The sequence below is a fragment of the Sediminibacterium sp. TEGAF015 genome (assembly GCF_025997995.1).
In the GTDB taxonomy this organism is placed as follows: domain Bacteria; phylum Bacteroidota; class Bacteroidia; order Chitinophagales; family Chitinophagaceae; genus Sediminibacterium.
Genome location: NZ_AP026683.1, coordinates 662,836 through 682,856 on the forward strand (window position 1 = coordinate 662,836; position 20,021 = coordinate 682,856).

The window sequence follows — 20,021 nt, forward strand, 5'->3', positions numbered from 1 at the left end:
AAAACATGAAAATAATTAAATCAATATTTGGAAGAATCTGGGCTTTATGGGGGCTCACAACTTTTGTTGCCACCTTTCTTATCATCATTATACCTTCTCTGCTAACAGCATTGATTCCAGATCCCAAAGGCATGAGTTATTTCATTCAATTGGCTAAGGTTTGGATGAATACCTGGTTGTTTTTAATTGGATGTCCAGTAACAGTGCGGGGTAAATTTCACTTTAAGAAAGGTCAACCCTATATTGTAACCTGCAACCACAATTCGCTGCTGGATATTCCTCTTTCTTCTCCATATATCCCCGGCCCCAATCAAACCATTGCTAAAAAGGAATTTACGAAAATTCCGATTTTTGGCTGGTACTATGAAAGAGGTTCAGTTATAGTAGATCGCAAAAGTGATGCAAGCAGAAGGAAAAGTTATGAACTGATGAAAGCTGCACTGGAGAAGGGATTCCACATGTGTATTTATCCAGAAGGAACCCGCAACAGAACGCAGGAACCACTGAAACGCTTCTATGATGGAGCGTTTAAATTGGCAGCTGAATCTGGCTACCCTATAATCCCGGCTGTAATATTAAATACGAAAAAAGCATTACCAGCTAACCGATTCTTTTATCTGATGCCTCACAAGCTTGGTCTACATTTTCTGCAACCCATTGAGGTTGGCAACCGTTCTGCAGAAGAATTAAAGGAAGAGACATTTAATACGATGGCAGCCTATTATGTGAAACACCAGGATTAAAATTGAGAAGCATTAACCTTACGCAAAACCACTTATAAAATTTATTCTAAGTTGTTTCTTTACAAACTTGAAAAAGTGCGGCTTCTGTTGATCCTTAAATCTCTGAGAATACCAGATTTAGGACTTACTGTAATGTTGAAGGAACGGAAAAGACCAACGGGGGTTACGTTAATAGACAATTGCCAGCAATGCATTTCACGGGTGATAAAAGTACTCAACTGCTGTAGATTTCCGCGAGTAATATCATAGAAGCCTGTTGCGCCAACTTTCCATTTATCTGTAAGACTAAAATCTCCATTAAAATTAAATGTTGAAAATGTCTGTGTGATAAATCCGCTGTAGTCAGGCTTTAATACACGCGTAAAATTAAACGAATAGGCTATCGACACATTCCAGGGTATATTAAAGTCTGTAAACTCCGCAGGATTGGCCCTTGCAAATTGCAGTTGTCTTTGCTGTTCATCAGGAGTCATGAATGGATCAACAGGGATTTCTTTTTTTTCGTCTTTTCCATCCTTTGATTTGCTTCTGAACGAAGTAGAAACTGCAACATTACCACTGGTAATTCTACCAAACTTGAATTTGGATGGATCCCATAAAATTTGCTTTTGTCTGAATCCTCTGTTGTCTACGTCATAAGGATCTAAGTTGGCACTGGCTGTGATATTAACTTTTTCAAACAAAGTGCTTCTGGCATAAAAATTAAAATTACCTAACTGAAAACTATCTGCCAGAAAATTGTAATTGGAACTAAAACCAAATCCATCAATCAATTTTACTTTTTTGCCTGCCTTATCGGAACTATCCTGTTTGTTTTTGGTTTTCATCTCAAGCAGGTTGTCTATTCCAAAACCAATTCCACCGAATGCCCCTTCACCAAATGCTCCCAGAATTCCCCCGTCAAACTGTGAAACCCTAACCGTTCTATTACTAGTGTCAACCTTTAAATTATAATAGTATTTGGCATTCATATCAGGCTGATAATTAATAGATAAGGTGGGCCTTATTTCATGTCTGATGGCAATGATATTGCTGCTTGGTTTGAATTTATAGGTACCAAAAATTCTAGTATTAGCAGCCAAACCAAAACTCATTTGTCTTGCTGCATAAAAACCTCGTTGAATAACTGTATCTACTTTATTGGTTGTATTATTCCATGATCTGAAATTGCGCTGTCCATACCATCTCTCCGAATAAGATACACTGGGAGCAAGTGTAATGGGACCCAAAGAAGGCAATGACAGTGTAATGGGGATACTGTGTTGCGCTCCGTATTGAAGCGTATCCAGTATTCTTCTCAAACTGAATGCGGTGTCATAGAATGAGATTTGGTTTTGAAAGTTACCGCTATAGCCAATGCCAATTTTTTCATACCATCTACCCGCACCTACCTGATCTTTTTGCTGGAATGGATAAAAAGTAACTACGTTAAAATTGACCGTAGGCAGATTCATATTTACCAAACGCAAATTGTTGTTCTGGTTATGATTTAGGTTAACAGACAGATTGTATTTTCCTTTCCAATCTTTGCTATAACTAATGGAAGAACTTAACTGGTTTTGAAAATTGACAAACGGGTTATTCAAAATGGTTCTGTTAAACCGGCTGCTACCAAAATTCACGTTTGCAGAAAAAGTGGTTCCCGGTCTGGCTCTGGAGTCTCTGCTGTGAGACCAGTTAATCATGAAGGAACGGGTTGTGTTGAATTCGTCTTTGCTGGTTGTACTTCTGTTTAGAGTCTTTGTATTCTGTATCGTAATATTAAGATTTCCTGTGTAAGCATAACGCTTTATATACTTAGAATTAATATTTAAGTTCCAGCCGCCAAATGAGTATAAATTAGATCGTAATGTCACATCCATTTTTTCACTCAAAACAAAATAATATCCCAACCCTTCCAAACCTAAACCGAAATCAGGACTTCCTGTAAAAGCAGGTGGTAGTAATCCTCCATGCCTACCCTTATTTAACGGAAATATGCCAAATGGAATTCCAATGGGCATGGGTACCCCTTCAAATTCAGGAAAGGAAGGGCCGGCAATTCCCATCTTATTATTAATGATTTTCATTTTACTAGTCCTGAAATTGTAGTGGGGAACGTCCAGATTACATGTGGTAAAACGAGCCCTTCTTGCATACACTTCGGTGGTACTGATTTTTTTTAAGTCGATTGCATTCACATATATCTCGCCCTCCTGAAAAAATGTATTTTTGGTTAACCCCTTGCCCGACTTCATGTTATAGAAAATTGTATCGCTGATCGATTTCATTTCTCCCTGAATGAATTGAGGCTTACTGTCAGGCTTTCCAGATGAGTCTTTGGAACCATACGCCTGTACCATCTGACTGCGCTGGTCGTACTTAATGGTTGCAGCATCTAATTTCAGGTCTGAATAATCCACTTTTGCCTTCCCGTATAAAAAGAATTCCCTGGTTGAGATTACTAGAACACCAGAGTCTTCAGCATTGTATTTGATTGGAGCATCAATAGAATCTTTGGAAATTTTTAACGTATCAGTTTTAATCTTAATGCTGTCTTGCAGATTTTTCTTAGATGCAGTATCCTTAAGGGTTTGCGTATTTCCCTTCGAAATAGTTTGAGCGTCCATTTCTGTGGATAAACCAAGGAATATCCCTAAAAAAAGGAACAGAACAATAGCCAGCCTTGATTTTACGTTAATTTTACTTATTCTGTTCATGGTGCTATTGACAAAATTAAGGTCTAAAACTGTGTAAATGGAATTTTAAGTCTGATTCCTTAATGAAAATGATATGATTAAAAGATATATTGCTGCTTGGTTCTGCTTAGTTTTTTCTTTTCTTCTGTTCACTTCGTTTACAGAGAACAAACCAGGAACCCAGCAAAAACAACCCCTCAGAAGAATTGTGATTGATGCAGGTCACGGTGGAACAGATGTTGGGGCAAAGGGAAGATACTCTACAGAAAAAGATTTATGTCTTGCTATTTCATTGAAGTTAGAAAAAATGATGCGTCAGGAAATTCCAGATGTTGATGTCATCATGACAAGAACTACAGATATTTATGATGACGTTGTAAGAAAAGCGGAAATTGCCAATCAGGCTAAAGGGGATTTGTTTTTATGTATTCACGTAAACAGTGCCAGGCCCATTAAGCAAACCGAATTTATTGGGTACAAAACGGTAACTGCATATAAAGGCAAGGGGAAGAAAAAAAAGAAATACACCAAAAAAGTAAAAGATTACAGAACCTGGTACACTCCTAATCCGGCAAAAGGTACAGAAACATTCATCTACAATGTTAATAAAACTAGCGGTAGAATGAAGGCGCTTAGTCAAGGAGACGATTTTGCTATGGACAGTGCAACAGAGCAGGAAAGAAAACTATTTGAGCAAAACGATCCGGCCAAAATGATGTTATTAAGCATGAAAACGCAAACCTATTTTCAGAGAAGTGCCGATTTAGCCCTTACGATTGAAGATGAGTTCAAAAAAGTTGGTAGAATCAGCCGGGAAGCCAAACAGCGAAATGAAGGGATTTTTGTGCTACATGCTGTGAATATGCCTGCCGTATTAGTTGAAACAGGATTTATTTCTAACCCAGAAGAAGAAGATTATTTAAATAGTGAGGATGGCCAGCGTGAGATATGTGAAGTCATCATTAAGGCAGTAAAACGATACAAGTTTTCTCTGGAAAAGCAGCTGACCACTACTGGCAACAGGTAATATTCGGTAAACGGCTTAAGTACCTTAAATTTGTACCAGCCATAAATAAACCTATTCAATGACTGTATCGAATGAAACCAAGGTTGGTGCACTAACAGCAGTAGCAATAACGCTACTTATTCTAAGTTTTAACTTTCTGAAAGGGAAAACGCTTCTGAAAACGGGTAATTATTTATATGCAGTATATTCTGAAACTAAGGGTATCAAAATTTCAAATCCGGTATTTGTAAAAGGTTTTCAGGTTGGCGCTGTTGCTGATATTGAAAATGCTGATCCGAATATTGCATCCATAATTGTTTCCATTAAATTAACTGATGCTTATAATATACCTGTAAATTCTGTTGCTGTTATTCGCGAGAATCCACTTGGAACTCCCAGTATTGACATACAATTGGGCGATCAAAAAACTTATTTGCAACAAGGGGACACATTACAGACCGCAGAATCAAAAGGCATGCTTAGTGGTATCATAGATAAAGTTACCCCTGTTACAGCTCAATTGGAGAAAACAATTCAAACGCTGGATGAAGTACTAAAAAATATCAATACTATCTTTGATCCTGCAACCAAAAACAATCTGCAGGCTGTTATTGCCAATGTTAATAAGACTACTGAAAGTTTGGTTGCTTCTTCCGCTTCTTTGCAGCAAATGTTGAATCAACAAACGGGTAGTATAGCTCAGAGTATGAATAACGTGAATAAGTTTACTAAGAATTTGTCGGAAAACAATGAGAAGATTACGCAAACTCTGGGAAATGTTGCTAAAGCATCCGACAACTTAGCTAAGACTGATTTGGCAGGATCTGTAAATCAATTAAAAACCGCAGTTGCCAATTTAAATACTGTGGTAGAAAAAATAAATTCAGATCAGGGCAGTATGGGTAAATTGCTTAATGACCCCAGTCTTTACAATAATCTGAATAATACCATTAAAAGTGCGAACATTCTCGTTGATGATTTAAGGGTGCACCCCAAACGTTATGTGAATATTTCTGTATTTGGGAAAAAGGATAAGACAGGTCCTTTAATGAAACCATTGGCTGATACTCTTAAAGCAAATCAGTAAATGAAAAGCTGGCTAATACTTTTGACAAGCATCACTTGTTTGTGCGGCAATTTATTAGCACAAAGGCTTCCCTCTGATTCACTTGCACCTGATGGAAAAAAAATTGATATTTTATCTGCTTTAAAATACAACTACCAGAAATTGGACTCACTAAATGAGTTTGTTTCACTCGTAGGTAATGTTATTGTGAAGCAGGATAAAGTAATTTTTTATGCCGACAGTGCTGTTTTGAACAGGCAACTGAATATATTGGAAGCATTCGGCAATGTACACATTAACGATGCAGACAGTATACATACCTACGCTCAGTATTTAAAATATCTTGGCAAGGAGAAAAAAGCATATTTGCAGAAAAAAGTAAGATTGACGGATGGAGAAGGTACGCTAACAACAGATGAACTGGAGTATGATGCTACTGTTAAAATCGGGACCTATCTTAAAGGAGGGAAACTCGTAAATAAGAAATCAACCCTTACCAGTACAGAAGGGTATTATTATGGTGATACGAAAGATGTTATTTTTAAAAAGAAAGTTATAATGAATGATCCGGATAATAAAATTAATTCGGATACACTTCAGTATAATACCAGTACAGAAATTGCTACTTTCACCTCTCCTACTGTTGTCTACAATATAAAGGATAAAAGAACCATAAAAACCAGGGAAGGTTTTTATGATATGAAGAACAAAAAGGCTGAATTATATAAGCGGTCTGTTATTGAGGACAGTAGCGCTATTTTCACAGCAGACGACATGGCTTTTGATGACTCAACTGGTTTGGGGGAATTCAGGGGAAATGCAGTGTATAAAAGCAAGGATACTGCACAGGGTTTTGATATGATTGCCAATAATATCCGAACCAATAAGAAAACAAATTCAATGGTGGCTACCCAAAAACCATTATTATTAATTAAACAAGGGGCAGACACAATCTATATTACTGCTGATACACTTTATTCAGCAAAACTTACTGATCTTACAAAAAAGCGTATTGTTCCACAGGTTAGGGAGTCATCCTGGTACGATTCCGTATCTGTAAAAAACAAGCTCATTCCAAAAGATCAGGAAGATAGTTCTGACAAATTTTTTGAAGCATACTATAATGTAAAAATATTTTCAGATTCGCTTCAGGCAACTGGCGATAGTTTATTTTACTCATTAAAGGACAGCGTCTTTCGTTTATTCAAGAAACCAGTTGTTTGGGCTCAGAATAATCAGATAACCGGAGATACCATTTATCTTTTTATCAAAAACAAGAAACCGGAACGATTGTATGTTTTTGAAAATAGTATGGCAATCAATAAAGTGGATAGTGTAGATTATTACAATCAATTAAAAGGGACTACCATTAATGCAAATTTTGTTGATGGTAAAATTCAAGATATGAGGGCAAAGGGCAACGCTGAAAACGTTTATTATGCTCAGGACGAAGAGAAAAATTTTATTGGTGTTAATAAATCTACTGCAGATATTATTGACGTATTTTTTGAAGAAAGTAAGCCACAGAAAGTTGTTTTTCTAAGGAATCTTGAAGGAACTACCTATCCCATGCGAAACACCAATCACGAAGATTTAAAAATCAGAGGCTTCAGATGGCTAGAAAATCTGAGACCAAAATCCAAGTTTGATCTGCTAATTTTTAAATAATATGTATGGCTGCCAGAAAAATAGTTAGAAAAATAATCATAGACCCATTAAAAGTATTTATTCATGATAGCCGTTCAATTGGTATTATTTTATTACTAGCAACCCTATTATCATTAATCCTTTCTAACATACCCGGATTCTCCAATGGATATATCCGTTTTTTCCAATTAAGTATTGATGGAACGCAGGAGCATGCTTTTGTGTGGGGACCGTTTCATTTACCCAACTCAATTCTAGTAGTCATCAATGATTTATTAATGGCTGCATTTTTCTTTTTAGCTGGAATGGAAATTAAACGTGAATTGGTAACCGGTGAACTCGCTTCTATGAAGCAATCTATTTTACCTGTTGCCGCGGCTATTGGCGGAATGATTGTACCTGCATTGATTTACACACAATTCAACAGAGGATCCGAATTTACAAGTGGATGGGCAATTCCAATGGCTACAGATATTGCTTTTACTTTGGGAATTGCTTCCCTGTTGGGAAACCGTGTTCCTGTTGCATTAAAAGTCTTTATTACGGCATTGGCGATAATAGATGATTTGGGTGCTATTGTGGTAATTGCATTGTTTTATGGGAGTCAGTTAAAACTGTTCTATCTTTTACTAAGCGGCTTAATTATGCTGATTTTATTGTCGCTTCAAAAAAACAAAGTAAAAATTGGATGGTATACCTGGATACTGGGGCTTCTTTTATGGTATACCATATTTAATTCTGGTATACATGCAACAGTGGCAGGGGTTTTGTTTGCTTTTACTATTCCGGTAAATAAACTTCCAGAACTCGAAATCAAATTTCACGTTCCAGTCTATTTCATGATTATGCCAGTATTTGCATTAGCAAACACAGCGATTGTTTTTCCAGAATCTGGTATTGGTGCTTTAAATAACTCTTTTTCAGCTGGTATTATTGCTGGATTATTCATTGGTAAACCATTGGGAATTTGTTTAGCTTGTTTTTGGATGATTAAGAAAAAATGGGCGCAATTACCCAATCATACCAATTGGCACCAGATGATAGGTGCTGGTATTTTAGCTGGGATAGGTTTTACTATGAGCATCTTTATTTCAATGCTCGCTTTTTCTGAAATTACAACTCAAGATATTGCTAAGTTAGCCGTTTTGGTAAGTTCAGTATTTTCCATGTTGATTGGATATGCCTGGATGGCAATAAAAAAATAATATTATTTCCTCCAATCAAAATAAAAGGTACTGCCTTTTTCGGGGGAACTTTCTAGCTTTAATTTACCTCCTTGTTCTTCCACCAGCATTTTTAACAAGTTCAATCCTACTCCAGTACTTGATTCTCCGTTTGATTTGTTATCCGTGGTTTCAAATAGTTTGAATATTCTATTCTGATCCTGTTTAGAAATACCTTGTCCATTATCTTTGACATAAAAAGTATAAAACTCTGAATTGGTTGAATAGAGTCCTACGCTAATTTCAGGATTTGGATGATTCGTATATTTGATTGCATTGGAAAGTAAATTTTGAAAAACTTGCTGCAGTTTAATTTTTCTGGTACGAAATCTAGGCAGATTTTCGTCGATATTCAATTTTGTGTTTTGTTTAAAAGGTAGCATTGTAACAATGTCTTTTACCAAATCAAGGCTGTTTACTTCTTCAATTGTTTGCTCATCCAGACTTTTTCTAGAATAATCAAGTATGGATTCTATCATACCTGATAAACGTGTGGCAGAATGGTATATAATAGAAGTGTTTTCTAATAATTCTGGTTCATTTTTTACTAATTCTTCTTTTTGCATCATGTCGGCAAGCATCGCAATGGTTGCTACGGGAGATTTTAAATCATGTGAAACAATGAAAACAAATCTTTCAAGTTGTTTATTAACTAGTTCTGTCTCCAATAAGCTCTGCTTTAATTTCAGTTGAGCAAAATACAATCGCTCAAACACTTTAACTTTCGCCCTTGTAATATTTACATCTAATGGCTTTTGTAAATAATCAACTGCTCCTTCTTCAAATCCTTTCAATACAAATTGTTCTTCTTTGCTAATGGCTGTTACGAAAATGATAGATAGGTGCTGGGTTTTTTTATTCAATTGAAGCATTCTAGCCACTTCAAATCCGTCCATTTCAGGCATCTGAACATCTAGCATAACAAGACCTATATTCTCATGCTTTAAGGCAAGTTTTAATGCCTCATTACCAGAATTTGCTTTTATAAATGATCTACCAGGCTGAGCTAATATTTCCTCTAAGGCTATTAAATTTTCTGGGCGGTCATCAACTAATAAAATTAAGAAGTTTTCATTGTTAGGAAAAAGACTCATAATTTCTGTATTTTATTTTGACAGCCATGATTTTATCGTGGATATAAGTTTTTGAATATCTACAGGTTTTGTTATGTAATCAGATGCCCCAGCAGAAATGCATTTTTCCCTATCTCCTTCCATTGCTTTTGCAGTTAATGCAATGATGGGTAAATCTAATTGCTTCAGTTCTTTTCTAATTCTACTCATCGCTTCATATCCATCCATTTCCGGCATCATGATATCCATTAAAACCAAATCAGTGTCAGCATGAATTTTTAACATTTCTAAAGATTCTCTTCCATCGGACGCAGATATAATATCTGCATTTTCAGATTCTAAAGCGGTACTTAATGCGTATACATTTCTCATATCATCGTCAACAATTAAAATCTTAAATCCTGATAAATCCATTAAAGTAGATTCATTGATTATAGCCTGTAATGTTGACTTTTCAGATTTCTTAACTTGATAAAGAAAGGAATCTAATTCTGTTATTAGATTATCATTAACGGATAAATCATTGCGAACAATAGCTTCTGCAAATGGCTTTAATTTATTTTCTTCAGCTTCTGGTATGTCATTGTTAATGAGTAAAATAAACGGAATATGTTGATTGTTACTTAAACTTCGCCAATCTTGTAAGGATGTTAAGTTTTCTTGCCACTCATTTCCCAAATCAACAATTATACAGTCAATATGTTTATTTTCAGTTATTCCTCTTGCTTCATTAATACTGCTAGCATTATAAAAGGTTACTGATTTTAATCTTTGCTGAAAAATTGCATTGATATTTTTATCTTGGAAATAATCTGGTGAAACTAAAAGAACACTTTTAAAATTCTGTTTTATGTAGGTGCTGATTTTATTAAAAGCTAGATTAAGTCCTTCCAAATTAATGGGTTTTTTAACATATGCTAATGCTCCGCCAGAATTAAAACGATTATCATCAAATGCAGATATAATATGCACAGGTATATGTTTAGTTTCCGGATCCTCTTTAAGAATTTTAAGTAAAGACCACCCATCTAAAACAGGTAATTGTACATCTAGTATAATGGCATTCAGTCGGTATTTTTTGGCATAAAATAATCCTTCATCACCACTAAGTGCTATAATCGTTTTAAAGTTTTTATTTCTGGCAAAATCTCTGACAATTGTTGCAAAATTCTCATCATCTTCTATAATAAGAATCACCTCATCATTATCTTTTAAATTATTTCTGTCATCTGATACTTTATCTTGTTCTTCAATATTATCTAATTCCGGTGCCTCAATTGTTTTTAACTCCTCTTTCTGATGAAAATTACTTTCAGTTGTTGCAACAGGAACAATTACCGTGAATTCACTTCCCATACCCTCTTTACTGCTTACCATGATTTCTCCGCCGAGCAATCTTGCTAATTCCTTGCTTATGGATAACCCTAAACCGGTTCCTCCATATTTTCGACTAGTTGAGCCATCTGCCTGTTGAAAGGCATCAAAAATGAGTTTTTGTTTTTCCGCTGAAATACCAATGCCACTGTCTTTTACCTGTATACTTATTCGCTTCCCATCTGGATGTTCCAAAGCGTTGAACAAGACGGAAACTTTTCCATTTTCAGGAGTAAACTTAAATGCATTAGATAAGAGATTCTTGATTATTTGTTCCAATCTTAAAACATCAGTTTTTAAGTTATTTGGTACTTTAACATCTTTATGAATGGAGAATTCAATATTTTTTTGTGAAGCTACTACGGAGAATAATTGTTGTAAATCTTTAATTATACTTTCTACGCTAATTTCTTCTATAGTAAGGTCAATCTTGCCAGCTTCAATTTTTGATAGGTCGAGAATATCGTTGATTAGTTTTAATAAATCTGACCCCGATCTGTGAATGATAGTAGCATATTCAATTTGCTTATCGGTAAGGTTCCTTGGATTGTTATCTGCCAATAGTTTCGCCAAAATAAGCACACTATTTAATGGCGTTCTGAGTTCATGAGACATATTAGCCAGAAATTCAGATTTATATTTACTGGTTTCCTGCAACTCTTTGGCTTGTCTGCTTAGTTCGTTATTTGTTTGTCTTAATTCCTCCTGCTGTTTAACAAGGCTGTCTTTATGTTCTTGTACTTCTGCTAATAAATCATTGATTTTTGCTCTAGCCTGTTCTGCTTGTATGGCTGAAGCAACATTGTGTGCAATATTTTCCAAGAGGTTTTTCTGATGTGCAGAAAATTTACCAAAGATTCCTAATTCTATTAATCCTTTCAGTTCATTGTCTAACCAAAGCGGCATACAAAGTATTTCACCTTTTCCTGTCATGTCTCCCAAAGCAGTCTCCACATGCCAGTAATCTGCAGGCACATCTGAAATACTAACCGCTTCTCTTTGTAATGCAGCATTTCCGATTATACCCTCACCAATTTTGAAACCAACTTTAGCGTCAGCCGATACAGCTACCCCGGCTGTCATTTCCAGAAAATCTGTTTTTTCATTTTTTATATATATTACTCCTGCGGGCACTTCCAGATACCCTACCACAGATCTGATTACATTCGTAGATAAAGCGAATAAGGAATTTGATTTTTGAATATGATCATTAATGTAACTAACCCCCTCCAGTAACTTATTTTTTTCAGTAGCCAGCTGATTAATGTCTTCCATTTTTGCCACAGTTTCCTTCAGTCTTCTCTCAGATCTGAAACGACTTTTTAAAGTAGCTATAACAGCATTAACCAGAATAAGTACAATGCCTATTAGTAAAATAATTCCTCCCAGAATAAGCTTAGTTGAAAATGAAAATGATTCTTCAATTTTTTTCTCAGTTGTATCTAATTCAAGTATTAATGCTTGTTTAATCCGATCAATCAGAGGAAATATTTTTTGAAAAGCAATTTCTTCTGTTTGAGCAATATCTTTTACGGTGTTTCTTGAATGATTATATTCTATTTTCCCTTCACTATCCCAGAACAAATACAATGCTGTTAAAGAAGTATCAAGAGAATTAATTTTATTAGTCAGGCTAATATTATTCTGAAATTCCAGTTGAAGTTTTATAATAATTGGCTTAATGGCTGAGGCTGTTAGCACGTAGTTGGTCATATCAGCATCCTTACTATCTATCCAGAATTTAAATCTGGCTGAGCGCATTTGTGCAATATTGTATTCCAAATCTTGCACTTCACTGATTGATTTTTTAATTTTAATCAGGTGAGTTGTCCTCTCAACTTGATTGTTTAGCGTATCAATAGAAAAATAGCCAACAAGCAATACCAAGAATATGGAAATTCCTAATCCTGAATATAATTTAAAGGGGATATTGCTTTTCATTTATTAAATTCATTTATAGACACTCAATATAAAAATTAAAAACGGGTAGCTGACGATTTATTTGTACTTTTTGTAATTTGTAGTAATACCACTACAAGAAACGGTTTGATTGTTCTATTGCAGATTTAAAGGACGTGATGCGAATGTTTAATAAAAGGAATATATATCTGATTCTATGCATCTTCTGCATGTATAATAGGCTACTTGCACAGGAAAAAAACAATCAATTAACCGATAGTATTACTACTACAAAGAAACTATTTAATAAAGTAGTGCAATCTATAACTGTTAATAACCCTCTGCCAGTTTCAGGTACACCAATGCAAGAAGCAACAAAGAATGCAGTTGATTTTGAACCTTATGAGGGTAAATTTATCAGATATGTTTATGTTAATAAACTGGGCTTTAATAAACTGCTTGCTGATACTACCATTACCCGGAACAATTTTTTGAATCAACTTGGAAATTCGCTGCATAAACCTACCAAGTATCCGGTAATCCGTAAAAATTTATTTTTTAAGGCAGGCGAAAGAGTGGATCCGGATTTGTTTTCTGATAATATCAGATACCTGCGCGATCTTAGTTTTATTCAGGACGCAAGTATTGTAATTATTCCCATTCAAAATAATCAGGATGAAGTAGACGTAATGGTACTTTTTAAAGATGTTTTTCCCATTGGAGGAAGTGTGTCGGAATTCAATACCAATCTATTGGATATAGAAGTTAATAATGACAACGTATCTGGGTCAGGTAATCGGATGCGTATCAGGCAATACCTTGATACAAGAAGAAATCCTGCTTATGGATATGGCCTTGAGTACCTAGCCAGAAATATCGGAGGAAGTTTTCTCAATATAGCAGCAGGCTTTCAAACTGAAAGTCCCACGTTCAATTCAGGAAAAAGAGAGGAAAATGCTTATTTCATAAGAGGTGATCTGCCTTTGGTAAGCCCATATCATCCATATACTGGTGGGTTTGAACTATCGGTTAATAATACAAGTAATACCTATTCGCCTGTCAATTTTTACGAACAACAATTAAAGTATGGATACTATAATGCAGATCTTTGGTTGGGTTATAGCTTAGGAGCAAAAGAACGTATGCTGGATAATTTAGGGGTAAGAAAAAGAAGCATTTTGTCAGGAAGAATGATTCACCGCTATTTTACTGCTCGTCCTGATACATTGAAAACAATCTATGACAGTAGATACAATGATATTACAGGGGTATTATTTTCTTATACCCTTTTTGAGCGTGATTTTTATCATACAAATTTTATTTATGGATTCGGAAGAAATGAAGATTTGCCGGAAGGCTTCAGCTTAACATTTACAGGAGGCTGGGCAGATAGACAAGATGTTTCGCGAATGTATTTTGGTGCAGAATATCAGCGAAGTTATTTCAATTCAAAAAAAGCTTTTTTGAATTACACAATGAAAGCAGGAGGCTATATTAATCAAAATAAGCCTGAAGATATATCGGCACTAATGAGCATTGAGTTGATAACCCCATTAAAAAAATTGAAAGCAAAAAACTGGTTCATGCGTCATTTTTTAAGTGGTAGTATTACTGTTCAAAAATCAATTCGACTCAATGACCCATTAAGAGTTTCCAGTATTTTTGGTATACCACGAATCAGGAATACCAGGATTGATGGTACGGCAAGAATAACACTAAATGCAGAGTCTGTATTTTATAATACTTTTAAATTGGCAGGGTTTAATTTTGCACCTTTTATATTTTCCAATATATCCTATCTCAAGCTTTCTGCTTCCGATCCTGAAAATGGAGCTGTTTACAGTGCTTTGGGTAGTGGCATCCGAACACGAAATGAAAATCTTGTGTTTGGCACCATTGAGTTAAAAACGTACTTTTTCCCAAAAGTAGTTGAATTGATGAGTCCCTGGAACATAAGCCTTTCAACCAATTTGAGATTCCGTTATCAGACCACTTTAATTCAAAAACCTGATTTTGTTGTTGTAAATTAGAATGAACTATTTATAGAAATCAATGTTAAACATCCTATTATGAAAAGATTATTATTAATGACAGGACTTATGTTTGTTGGTACTTTGGGTTTTGCCCAAAACAATCCCAAGCCAAGTCCGGCAACTGAAGTAAAAGCAACCCTTAAAAATGGTGCTGAAATTTCTATTCGATACGGTCAGCCCTCTTTAAAGGGAAGAACACCAGGGAAAGAAGTAGAACCCATGTTAAATAAGATATGGCGGGCCGGAGCAAATGATGCAACTGTTTTTGAAACATCAAAAGATTTGAAAATCAATGGCATGGTTTTGCCTGCTGGAAAATATGCTTTTTTTATATTGCAAAACGAGGCTGAAGCAATTGTTATTTTTAATAAAGTATGGAAGCAATGGGGCGCTTTTCAATACAAAGCCTCTGAAGATGCTTTACGTGTCAAGGCTAATCTCTCTACAAATAGTGAATTAGTTGAAAAACTGCTTTATAGCATCAATACAGATGGGAAAGTGCAAATACTATGGGGTAATCTGAGTTTTGATTTTACAGTAGAATAAGCGAAATGGTACAAGCATATAATTTTCTTGCTAGCTGGCAACTTTTCCCCGAGAAATGTGATTTTCAAAAAGGAATTGCACCCAAAAGCGGAAACTATAAAATAGAGAGTGTTGATAATGGACAGGCATTGAGTGTTAGTATAAATTGGGTGAGTCTGGACAATGAAGCATTTTATACTCAGTATCAGGTTGTTCCTAATGATGCAATGCAAAAGTTATTAGATAACCAACTGGCTGATGAAATAAAAGCTACCATCGTTAATTCTTCCACCCTGGCCGTCAGTTTTTTCAAAAACCTTTTGTCTGTACTACAGGTAACACATGAAATTCTTCCTAACGGTTATATGCGTATTACACAGGAAGGAACAGACGAGAATGGGAAAAACTATCGAAATATTGAGATATATCATAAGCAGTTGAGTGTGCTTCCCTACTCTTCTTCGGTTGCTGGAGTTGCTATCAGACCTACCAAAGAAGGTGTGATAAAACATAAGGCTTTAAGTGCTATGGAAGACCAGACCAATATGCAGTTGGACCAGATAAGACAGCAAATTGAATTACTGGCTCGTCAGGCACAGGAGATTCGTAAACGAAAAGAACTGAGCTTGATGATCTATGAAGCAAAGCTGAATTTTAAACCACAAATTGGACAGGTATATCATTTATATGAAAAGAAAGACAGTACACATATCCTTTCGTTAGTAGCACCTCAGGAATGGGGCGCTAGCGGGCCATTTAAACAGTTTGTTTCTTCTGTTAAATTATTGGCTGACCATACCTGGGTAGAAGTTTCTTAGTTTGTTGAATCAGCATAAAGTAATAGTATAAAAAATCCCGGTAAGTATTTAACACTTCCGGGATTTTCATAAATGTCAGATCTATTAATTAGCCAATCTTGTGCTTAGTTCAGCATCAATTGCGTCTAAGAATTCTTCTGTGTACAAATAATGTTCTCCATGATTTACTTTGTTGCCATGAATACATACAGCAAGGTCTTTAGTCATTTTACCTGCTTCAACCACATCAACACAAACTTTTTCAAGTGTCTGACAGAAGTTAATTAGTTCCTGGTTGTTATCTAGTTTTCCACGGAATTCCAAACCGCGAGTCCAAGCAAAAATGGATGCAATTGGATTTGTTGAGGTACGATTTCCTTTCTGATGCTCTCTAAAGTGTCTGGTAACAGTACCATGAGCCGCTTCTGCTTCCATTACTTTTCCATCTGGTGTTACTAAAGTAGAAGTCATTAAACCCAATGAACCAAAGCCTTGAGCTACGGTATCACTCTGAACGTCCCCGTCATAGTTTTTACAAGCCCATACAAAATTACCATTCCATTTTAAAGCAGATGCAACCATGTCATCAATTAAGCGGTGTTCATAAGTAATTCCCGCTTCAGTGAAAGATTGTTTAAATTCATTTTGATAAATTTCTTCAAAAATATCTTTGAAGCGACCATCGTACTTCTTAAGGATGGTATTTTTAGTAGATAAATACAAAGGCCATTTTTTGATTAAAGCCTGATTAAAACAAGCTCTTGCAAAACCCTTGATACTCTCATCGGTATTGTACATTGCCAAAGCAACACCGTCGCCTTTAAAGTTGTAAACCTCAAATTCTTGAACAGTACCGTCTTCTCCTTCAAATTTAACTGTTAATTTACCTTTACCCTTTGTTACGAAATCGGTAGCACGATACTGATCTCCGAATGCATGACGTCCAATACAGATAGGCGCTGTCCAGTTGGGTACCAGTCTGGGCACATTAGAACATACGATTGGCTCTCTGAAAACAGTACCATCCAGAATGTTACGGATGGTTCCGTTAGGGCTTTTCCACATTTGCTTCAAATTGAACTCTTTCACACGCTGTTCGTCAGGAGTAATGGTTGCACATTTAATTCCGACTCCATATTGCTTAATGGCATTGGCCGCGTCTATGGTAACCTGGTCATTGGTTTCATCGCGGTATTCCATTCCTAAATCATAGTATTTGATATCTAAATCCAGATAAGGTAAAATCAATTTGTCTTTAATGAACTTCCAAATAATTCTGGTCATTTCATCTCCATCCAATTCTACTACCGGATTAGCAACTTTAATTTTTTGGGCCATAATTTCTGTGTTTTGTTGAATTCAGTCGGCAAATATATTATTTATTGGGGAATCCGTTTTTAGGAAACATTCACAATTAATACCGGAATGGTCAATTTATGCCTAACATCTTCAATGGTTTCTCCAAAAACATAGTCTTTTAATCCACTATGACGGTGTGCCCCCATTACCAACATATCTGAATCCAATTCCTGAACCAGTCTTACGATTTCTGCTACTCTTCTTGTATACCCCATATATCCGCTGGCATTGATGCCTTTTGATTGAAGCTGTTCCACATAATTTTGTAATCTTTCCTTGTCTTTTCTTGTTTCGGCGTCGTCACTGGCATCTTTAGAATACCGTGCAGAAACGCTCTCAACTATATGTATTAGTTGATAGGAAACCTGGTCATTACCCTGTGAAAGCGCATGAGCAATCAGTTTTTCATCTGCGTTAGTGAAATCAAGGGCAATAGCAATACGATGAATTTTCCTGACTTCAAGATTATCCAATGGCATTGCGTCGCCATATAAAGTATCTTTTACCAGTTTTCGTTTTTTTGAAATAATCGGATAAAATGTCATCATTAGAAACAACCATATAAAGCCCAAAATTGCCAGTATTACCCCTATTTTCAGCCAGATTGAGGTATTGCTATGAAATAAAGCTGCAACTTCCTCTATAACCAGATTTACGTTCAGAAAGACTAGAATCAACGCAACCAGCCAAGCAAGTATTCTTGTTTTTATGCCAATTACAAATTCCCCCATAGTAGATGTATCACTTACAAAATGTATCAATGGAATTACGGCAAATCCTAATTGAATACTTAATATAACCTGACTAAAAATCAGTAAATCATCTACCTTTTCATCCCCATAAATAATGATTACCAATAAAGCTGGAACAATGGCAATCAAACGGGTTAACAATCTCCTAAGCCAGGGATTAATTCTCAAATGTAAATATCCTTCCATTACAATCTGTCCTGCCATGGTTCCGGTTACAGTAGAACTTTGTCCTGCCGCTATCAAGGCAATAGCAAAAAGAGCCGGCGCTAAAGTAGAGCCTAACAAGGGTTCCAGTAAATGATGAGCATCCTGAATTTTAGCTACTTCTGTGTTTCCGGTTTTGTAAAATACCGTTGCTGCAAGCACTAGAATGGCTGTATTCACTAGAAATGCGGCATTCAGCGCAATAGTACTATCAATCAGATTGTATTTAATGGCAGTTTTAATCCCTTTAGTATCCGGATTTATTTTTCTGGTTTGTACCAAAGCTGAATGCAAATACAAATTATGTGGCATTACAGTAGCCCCAATAATCCCTACCGCAATATAGAGTGCGCCATCATGCAACATCCCCGGCTTTAATCCCCCCAATACATCTCCAATGGCAGGTCTGGCAATTATTATTTGCACGAGAAATGAAAAGCCAATAATAGCGACAAGCGTGATAATGAAAGCTTCCATTTTTCTTATACCCCAGCGCTGTAGAAATAAAAAAAGAAAGGTATCCAGTACAGTAATAACCGTTCCCCATAATATGGGTAACCCTGTTAGCAGGTGAATTCCTATTGCCATTCCTAAAACTTCCGCCAGATCACAGGCTGCAATAGCTAATTCTGCCAGAACATACAGACAGAAATTTACAAAAGGAGGATAGGTTTCGCGATTTGCCTGAGCCAGATCTCTTCTTCTGACAATACCGAGTCTTGCGCTTAAGCTTTGAAGCAATAAAGCCATCAGGTTACTCATTAAAAGAACCCAAATCAATTGATAGCCAAACTTAGCACCTCCCTGTAAATCTGTAGCCCAGTTGCCCGGATCCATATATCCGACACTCACCAGATAAGCAGGCCCTATATAAGCAAGAATCCGTTTCCAGCCATTTCTTGGAACAGTTGTGTCAACTGTTTCGTGAACTTCACTTAATGATTGATCAACATTACTAATTCGCATGCTGTAATTTTTTTACATAAATCTGTTCAGCCAATTGCGCACTGATATGAACAAGCTCTTTATCGTTTATTTGAATTTCAAAAGAGTTATCAAATGCAAAATTTTGCTTCACTTTTATCCTGACTCCAATAGCTATTTTTTTGTGTTGAAGTAGAGAAAGAATATCAGCAGACTGACTGCCAACTGCAGTTACCTCGCCCGACATATACAGAGGAAATTTATTCAGATTCATTTGAGATTGGAATGGCATCTTACCAGTCGCATCAGGAATAGGGTCTCCATGCGGATCAAATGCAGGATTACCTAAAAAATCATTCAAGTGATCAATGAGCTGTTGACTCTGAATATGTTCCAGTTGCTCTGCTACTTCATGCACTTCATCCCAATTGAACTTCAATACTTTCACTAAGAATGTTTCCCAAAGCCGGTGTTTCCGCAAAACCATTAAGGCAATTTTCTTACCATCATTATTTAATTTAAAGCCTTTGTATTTTTCATATACCAGTAATTTTTTGCTCTTTAGTTTTTTAAGCATATCTGTAACAGAAGCAGCTGAAGTCTGTAAAACTGTTGCTACCTCGTTGGTACTAACTAACCCGTCTTTAACCTGAAGTTGAAAAATGGTCTTGATATAATTTTCTTCAGAAGAAGTTAAAGGCATATCTAAATAATATTT

At 35.9% G+C, this 20,021-nt stretch carries 14 protein-coding genes; 8 read left to right on the forward strand and 6 right to left on the reverse strand.

Translation table 11 applies throughout. The features are described 5' to 3' along the window. The first annotated feature begins 5 nt into the window (after window positions 1-5). Window positions 6-743: a lysophospholipid acyltransferase family protein gene (locus TEGAF0_RS03020; RefSeq protein WP_264899947.1), complete on the forward strand. Its 738-nt coding sequence runs from the start codon at window positions 6-8 to the stop codon at window positions 741-743. A gap of 59 nt (window positions 744-802) precedes the next feature. Here the strand turns inward: TEGAF0_RS03020 and TEGAF0_RS03025 are convergent, their stop codons facing one another. Then, window positions 803-3,442 carry a putative LPS assembly protein LptD gene (locus TEGAF0_RS03025; protein ID WP_264899949.1) on the reverse strand — a complete coding sequence of 880 codons (2,640 nt, stop codon included), beginning with the start codon at window positions 3,440-3,442 and terminating at the stop codon, window positions 803-805. Between the two features lie 73 nt (window positions 3,443-3,515). On the opposite strand from TEGAF0_RS03025, the gene TEGAF0_RS03030 reads away from it, so the two are divergent. Genes TEGAF0_RS03030 through nhaA form a run of 4 tightly spaced genes read left to right on the forward strand, consistent with a single transcriptional unit; the run spans window position 3,516 to window position 8,345 of the window. Continuing rightward, window positions 3,516-4,448 carry an N-acetylmuramoyl-L-alanine amidase family protein gene (locus TEGAF0_RS03030; RefSeq protein WP_264899951.1) on the forward strand — a complete coding sequence of 311 codons (933 nt, stop codon included), beginning with the start codon at window positions 3,516-3,518 and terminating at the stop codon, window positions 4,446-4,448. Between the two features lie 58 nt (window positions 4,449-4,506). Beyond that, window positions 4,507-5,514 (forward strand): MlaD family protein, encoded by a 1,008-nt coding sequence (locus tag TEGAF0_RS03035; RefSeq protein ID WP_264899953.1) that lies wholly within the window; start codon window positions 4,507-4,509, stop codon window positions 5,512-5,514. Then, on the forward strand, window positions 5,515-7,161 hold the full coding sequence (locus TEGAF0_RS03040; RefSeq protein ID WP_264899954.1) for an OstA-like protein: 1,647 nt from the start codon (window positions 5,515-5,517) through the stop codon (window positions 7,159-7,161). A 5-nt stretch (window positions 7,162-7,166) separates the two neighbouring features. Next, entirely contained in the window at window positions 7,167-8,345 is a 1,179-nt protein-coding gene (nhaA, locus tag TEGAF0_RS03045) for a Na+/H+ antiporter NhaA (RefSeq protein WP_264899955.1), read from the forward strand. 2 nt (window positions 8,346-8,347) lie between these two features. On the opposite strand, the gene TEGAF0_RS03050 is transcribed toward nhaA, so the two are convergent. Beyond that, complete coding sequence (locus TEGAF0_RS03050) at window positions 8,348-9,457, reverse strand: sensor histidine kinase (protein ID WP_264899957.1); 1,110 nt, start codon at window positions 9,455-9,457, stop codon at window positions 8,348-8,350. 12 nt (window positions 9,458-9,469) lie between these two features. After that, window positions 9,470-12,751 carry a response regulator gene (locus TEGAF0_RS03055; RefSeq protein WP_264899959.1) on the reverse strand — a complete coding sequence of 1,094 codons (3,282 nt, stop codon included), beginning with the start codon at window positions 12,749-12,751 and terminating at the stop codon, window positions 9,470-9,472. A 188-nt stretch (window positions 12,752-12,939) separates the two neighbouring features. Between TEGAF0_RS03055 and TEGAF0_RS03060 the strand changes: the two genes are divergently transcribed. The 3 genes from TEGAF0_RS03060 to TEGAF0_RS03070 are packed head-to-tail and all read left to right on the forward strand — an operon-like array spanning window position 12,940 to window position 16,085. Then, on the forward strand, window positions 12,940-14,739 hold the full coding sequence (locus TEGAF0_RS03060; protein WP_264899960.1) for a BamA/TamA family outer membrane protein: 1,800 nt from the start codon (window positions 12,940-12,942) through the stop codon (window positions 14,737-14,739). Window positions 14,740-14,778: 39 nt separating this feature from the next. Then, the gene (locus tag TEGAF0_RS03065) at window positions 14,779-15,288 is read left to right on the forward strand and encodes a DUF2911 domain-containing protein (protein WP_264899961.1); all 510 of its coding nucleotides are present in this window, start codon (window positions 14,779-14,781) and stop codon (window positions 15,286-15,288) included. A 5-nt stretch (window positions 15,289-15,293) separates the two neighbouring features. Then, window positions 15,294-16,085 (forward strand): DUF2452 domain-containing protein, encoded by a 792-nt coding sequence (locus TEGAF0_RS03070; RefSeq protein WP_264899962.1) that lies wholly within the window; start codon window positions 15,294-15,296, stop codon window positions 16,083-16,085. An 84-nt stretch (window positions 16,086-16,169) separates the two neighbouring features. Here the strand turns inward: TEGAF0_RS03070 and TEGAF0_RS03075 are convergent, their stop codons facing one another. From TEGAF0_RS03075 to TEGAF0_RS03085, 3 genes are read right to left on the reverse strand one after another with little or no spacing between them, the layout of a single operon-like run. Next, window positions 16,170-17,402, reverse strand: a complete 1,233-nt coding sequence (locus tag TEGAF0_RS03075; RefSeq protein WP_264899964.1) for an NADP-dependent isocitrate dehydrogenase — start codon at window positions 17,400-17,402, stop codon at window positions 16,170-16,172. Window positions 17,403-17,461: 59 nt separating this feature from the next. Continuing rightward, window positions 17,462-19,345 (reverse strand): Nramp family divalent metal transporter, encoded by a 1,884-nt coding sequence (locus tag TEGAF0_RS03080; protein WP_264899966.1) that lies wholly within the window; start codon window positions 19,343-19,345, stop codon window positions 17,462-17,464. After that, complete coding sequence (locus tag TEGAF0_RS03085) at window positions 19,335-20,006, reverse strand: metal-dependent transcriptional regulator (RefSeq protein ID WP_264899968.1); 672 nt, start codon at window positions 20,004-20,006, stop codon at window positions 19,335-19,337. The genes TEGAF0_RS03080 and TEGAF0_RS03085 overlap by 11 nt, the downstream gene beginning before the upstream one ends. Window positions 20,007-20,021 lie beyond the last annotated feature (15 nt).

What these genes read in the sequence shown, in the direction of transcription:
- TEGAF0_RS03020 (WP_264899947.1), top strand. Translation starts at nt 6, where the DNA reads ATGAAAATAATTAAATCAATATTTGGAAGAATCTGGGCTTTATGGGGG.
- TEGAF0_RS03025 (WP_264899949.1), bottom strand. Translation starts at nt 3,442, where the DNA reads ATGAACAGAATAAGTAAAATTAACGTAAAATCAAGGCTGGCTATTGTT.
- TEGAF0_RS03030 (WP_264899951.1), top strand. Translation starts at nt 3,516, where the DNA reads ATGATTAAAAGATATATTGCTGCTTGGTTCTGCTTAGTTTTTTCTTTT.
- TEGAF0_RS03035 (WP_264899953.1), top strand. Translation starts at nt 4,507, where the DNA reads ATGACTGTATCGAATGAAACCAAGGTTGGTGCACTAACAGCAGTAGCA.
- TEGAF0_RS03040 (WP_264899954.1), top strand. Translation starts at nt 5,515, where the DNA reads ATGAAAAGCTGGCTAATACTTTTGACAAGCATCACTTGTTTGTGCGGC.
- nhaA (WP_264899955.1), top strand. Translation starts at nt 7,167, where the DNA reads ATGGCTGCCAGAAAAATAGTTAGAAAAATAATCATAGACCCATTAAAA.
- TEGAF0_RS03050 (WP_264899957.1), bottom strand. Translation starts at nt 9,457, where the DNA reads ATGAGTCTTTTTCCTAACAATGAAAACTTCTTAATTTTATTAGTTGAT.
- TEGAF0_RS03055 (WP_264899959.1), bottom strand. Translation starts at nt 12,751, where the DNA reads ATGAAAAGCAATATCCCCTTTAAATTATATTCAGGATTAGGAATTTCC.
- TEGAF0_RS03060 (WP_264899960.1), top strand. Translation starts at nt 12,940, where the DNA reads ATGTATAATAGGCTACTTGCACAGGAAAAAAACAATCAATTAACCGAT.
- TEGAF0_RS03065 (WP_264899961.1), top strand. Translation starts at nt 14,779, where the DNA reads ATGAAAAGATTATTATTAATGACAGGACTTATGTTTGTTGGTACTTTG.
- TEGAF0_RS03070 (WP_264899962.1), top strand. Translation starts at nt 15,294, where the DNA reads ATGGTACAAGCATATAATTTTCTTGCTAGCTGGCAACTTTTCCCCGAG.
- TEGAF0_RS03075 (WP_264899964.1), bottom strand. Translation starts at nt 17,402, where the DNA reads ATGGCCCAAAAAATTAAAGTTGCTAATCCGGTAGTAGAATTGGATGGA.
- TEGAF0_RS03080 (WP_264899966.1), bottom strand. Translation starts at nt 19,345, where the DNA reads ATGCGAATTAGTAATGTTGATCAATCATTAAGTGAAGTTCACGAAACA.
- TEGAF0_RS03085 (WP_264899968.1), bottom strand. Translation starts at nt 20,006, where the DNA reads ATGCCTTTAACTTCTTCTGAAGAAAATTATATCAAGACCATTTTTCAA.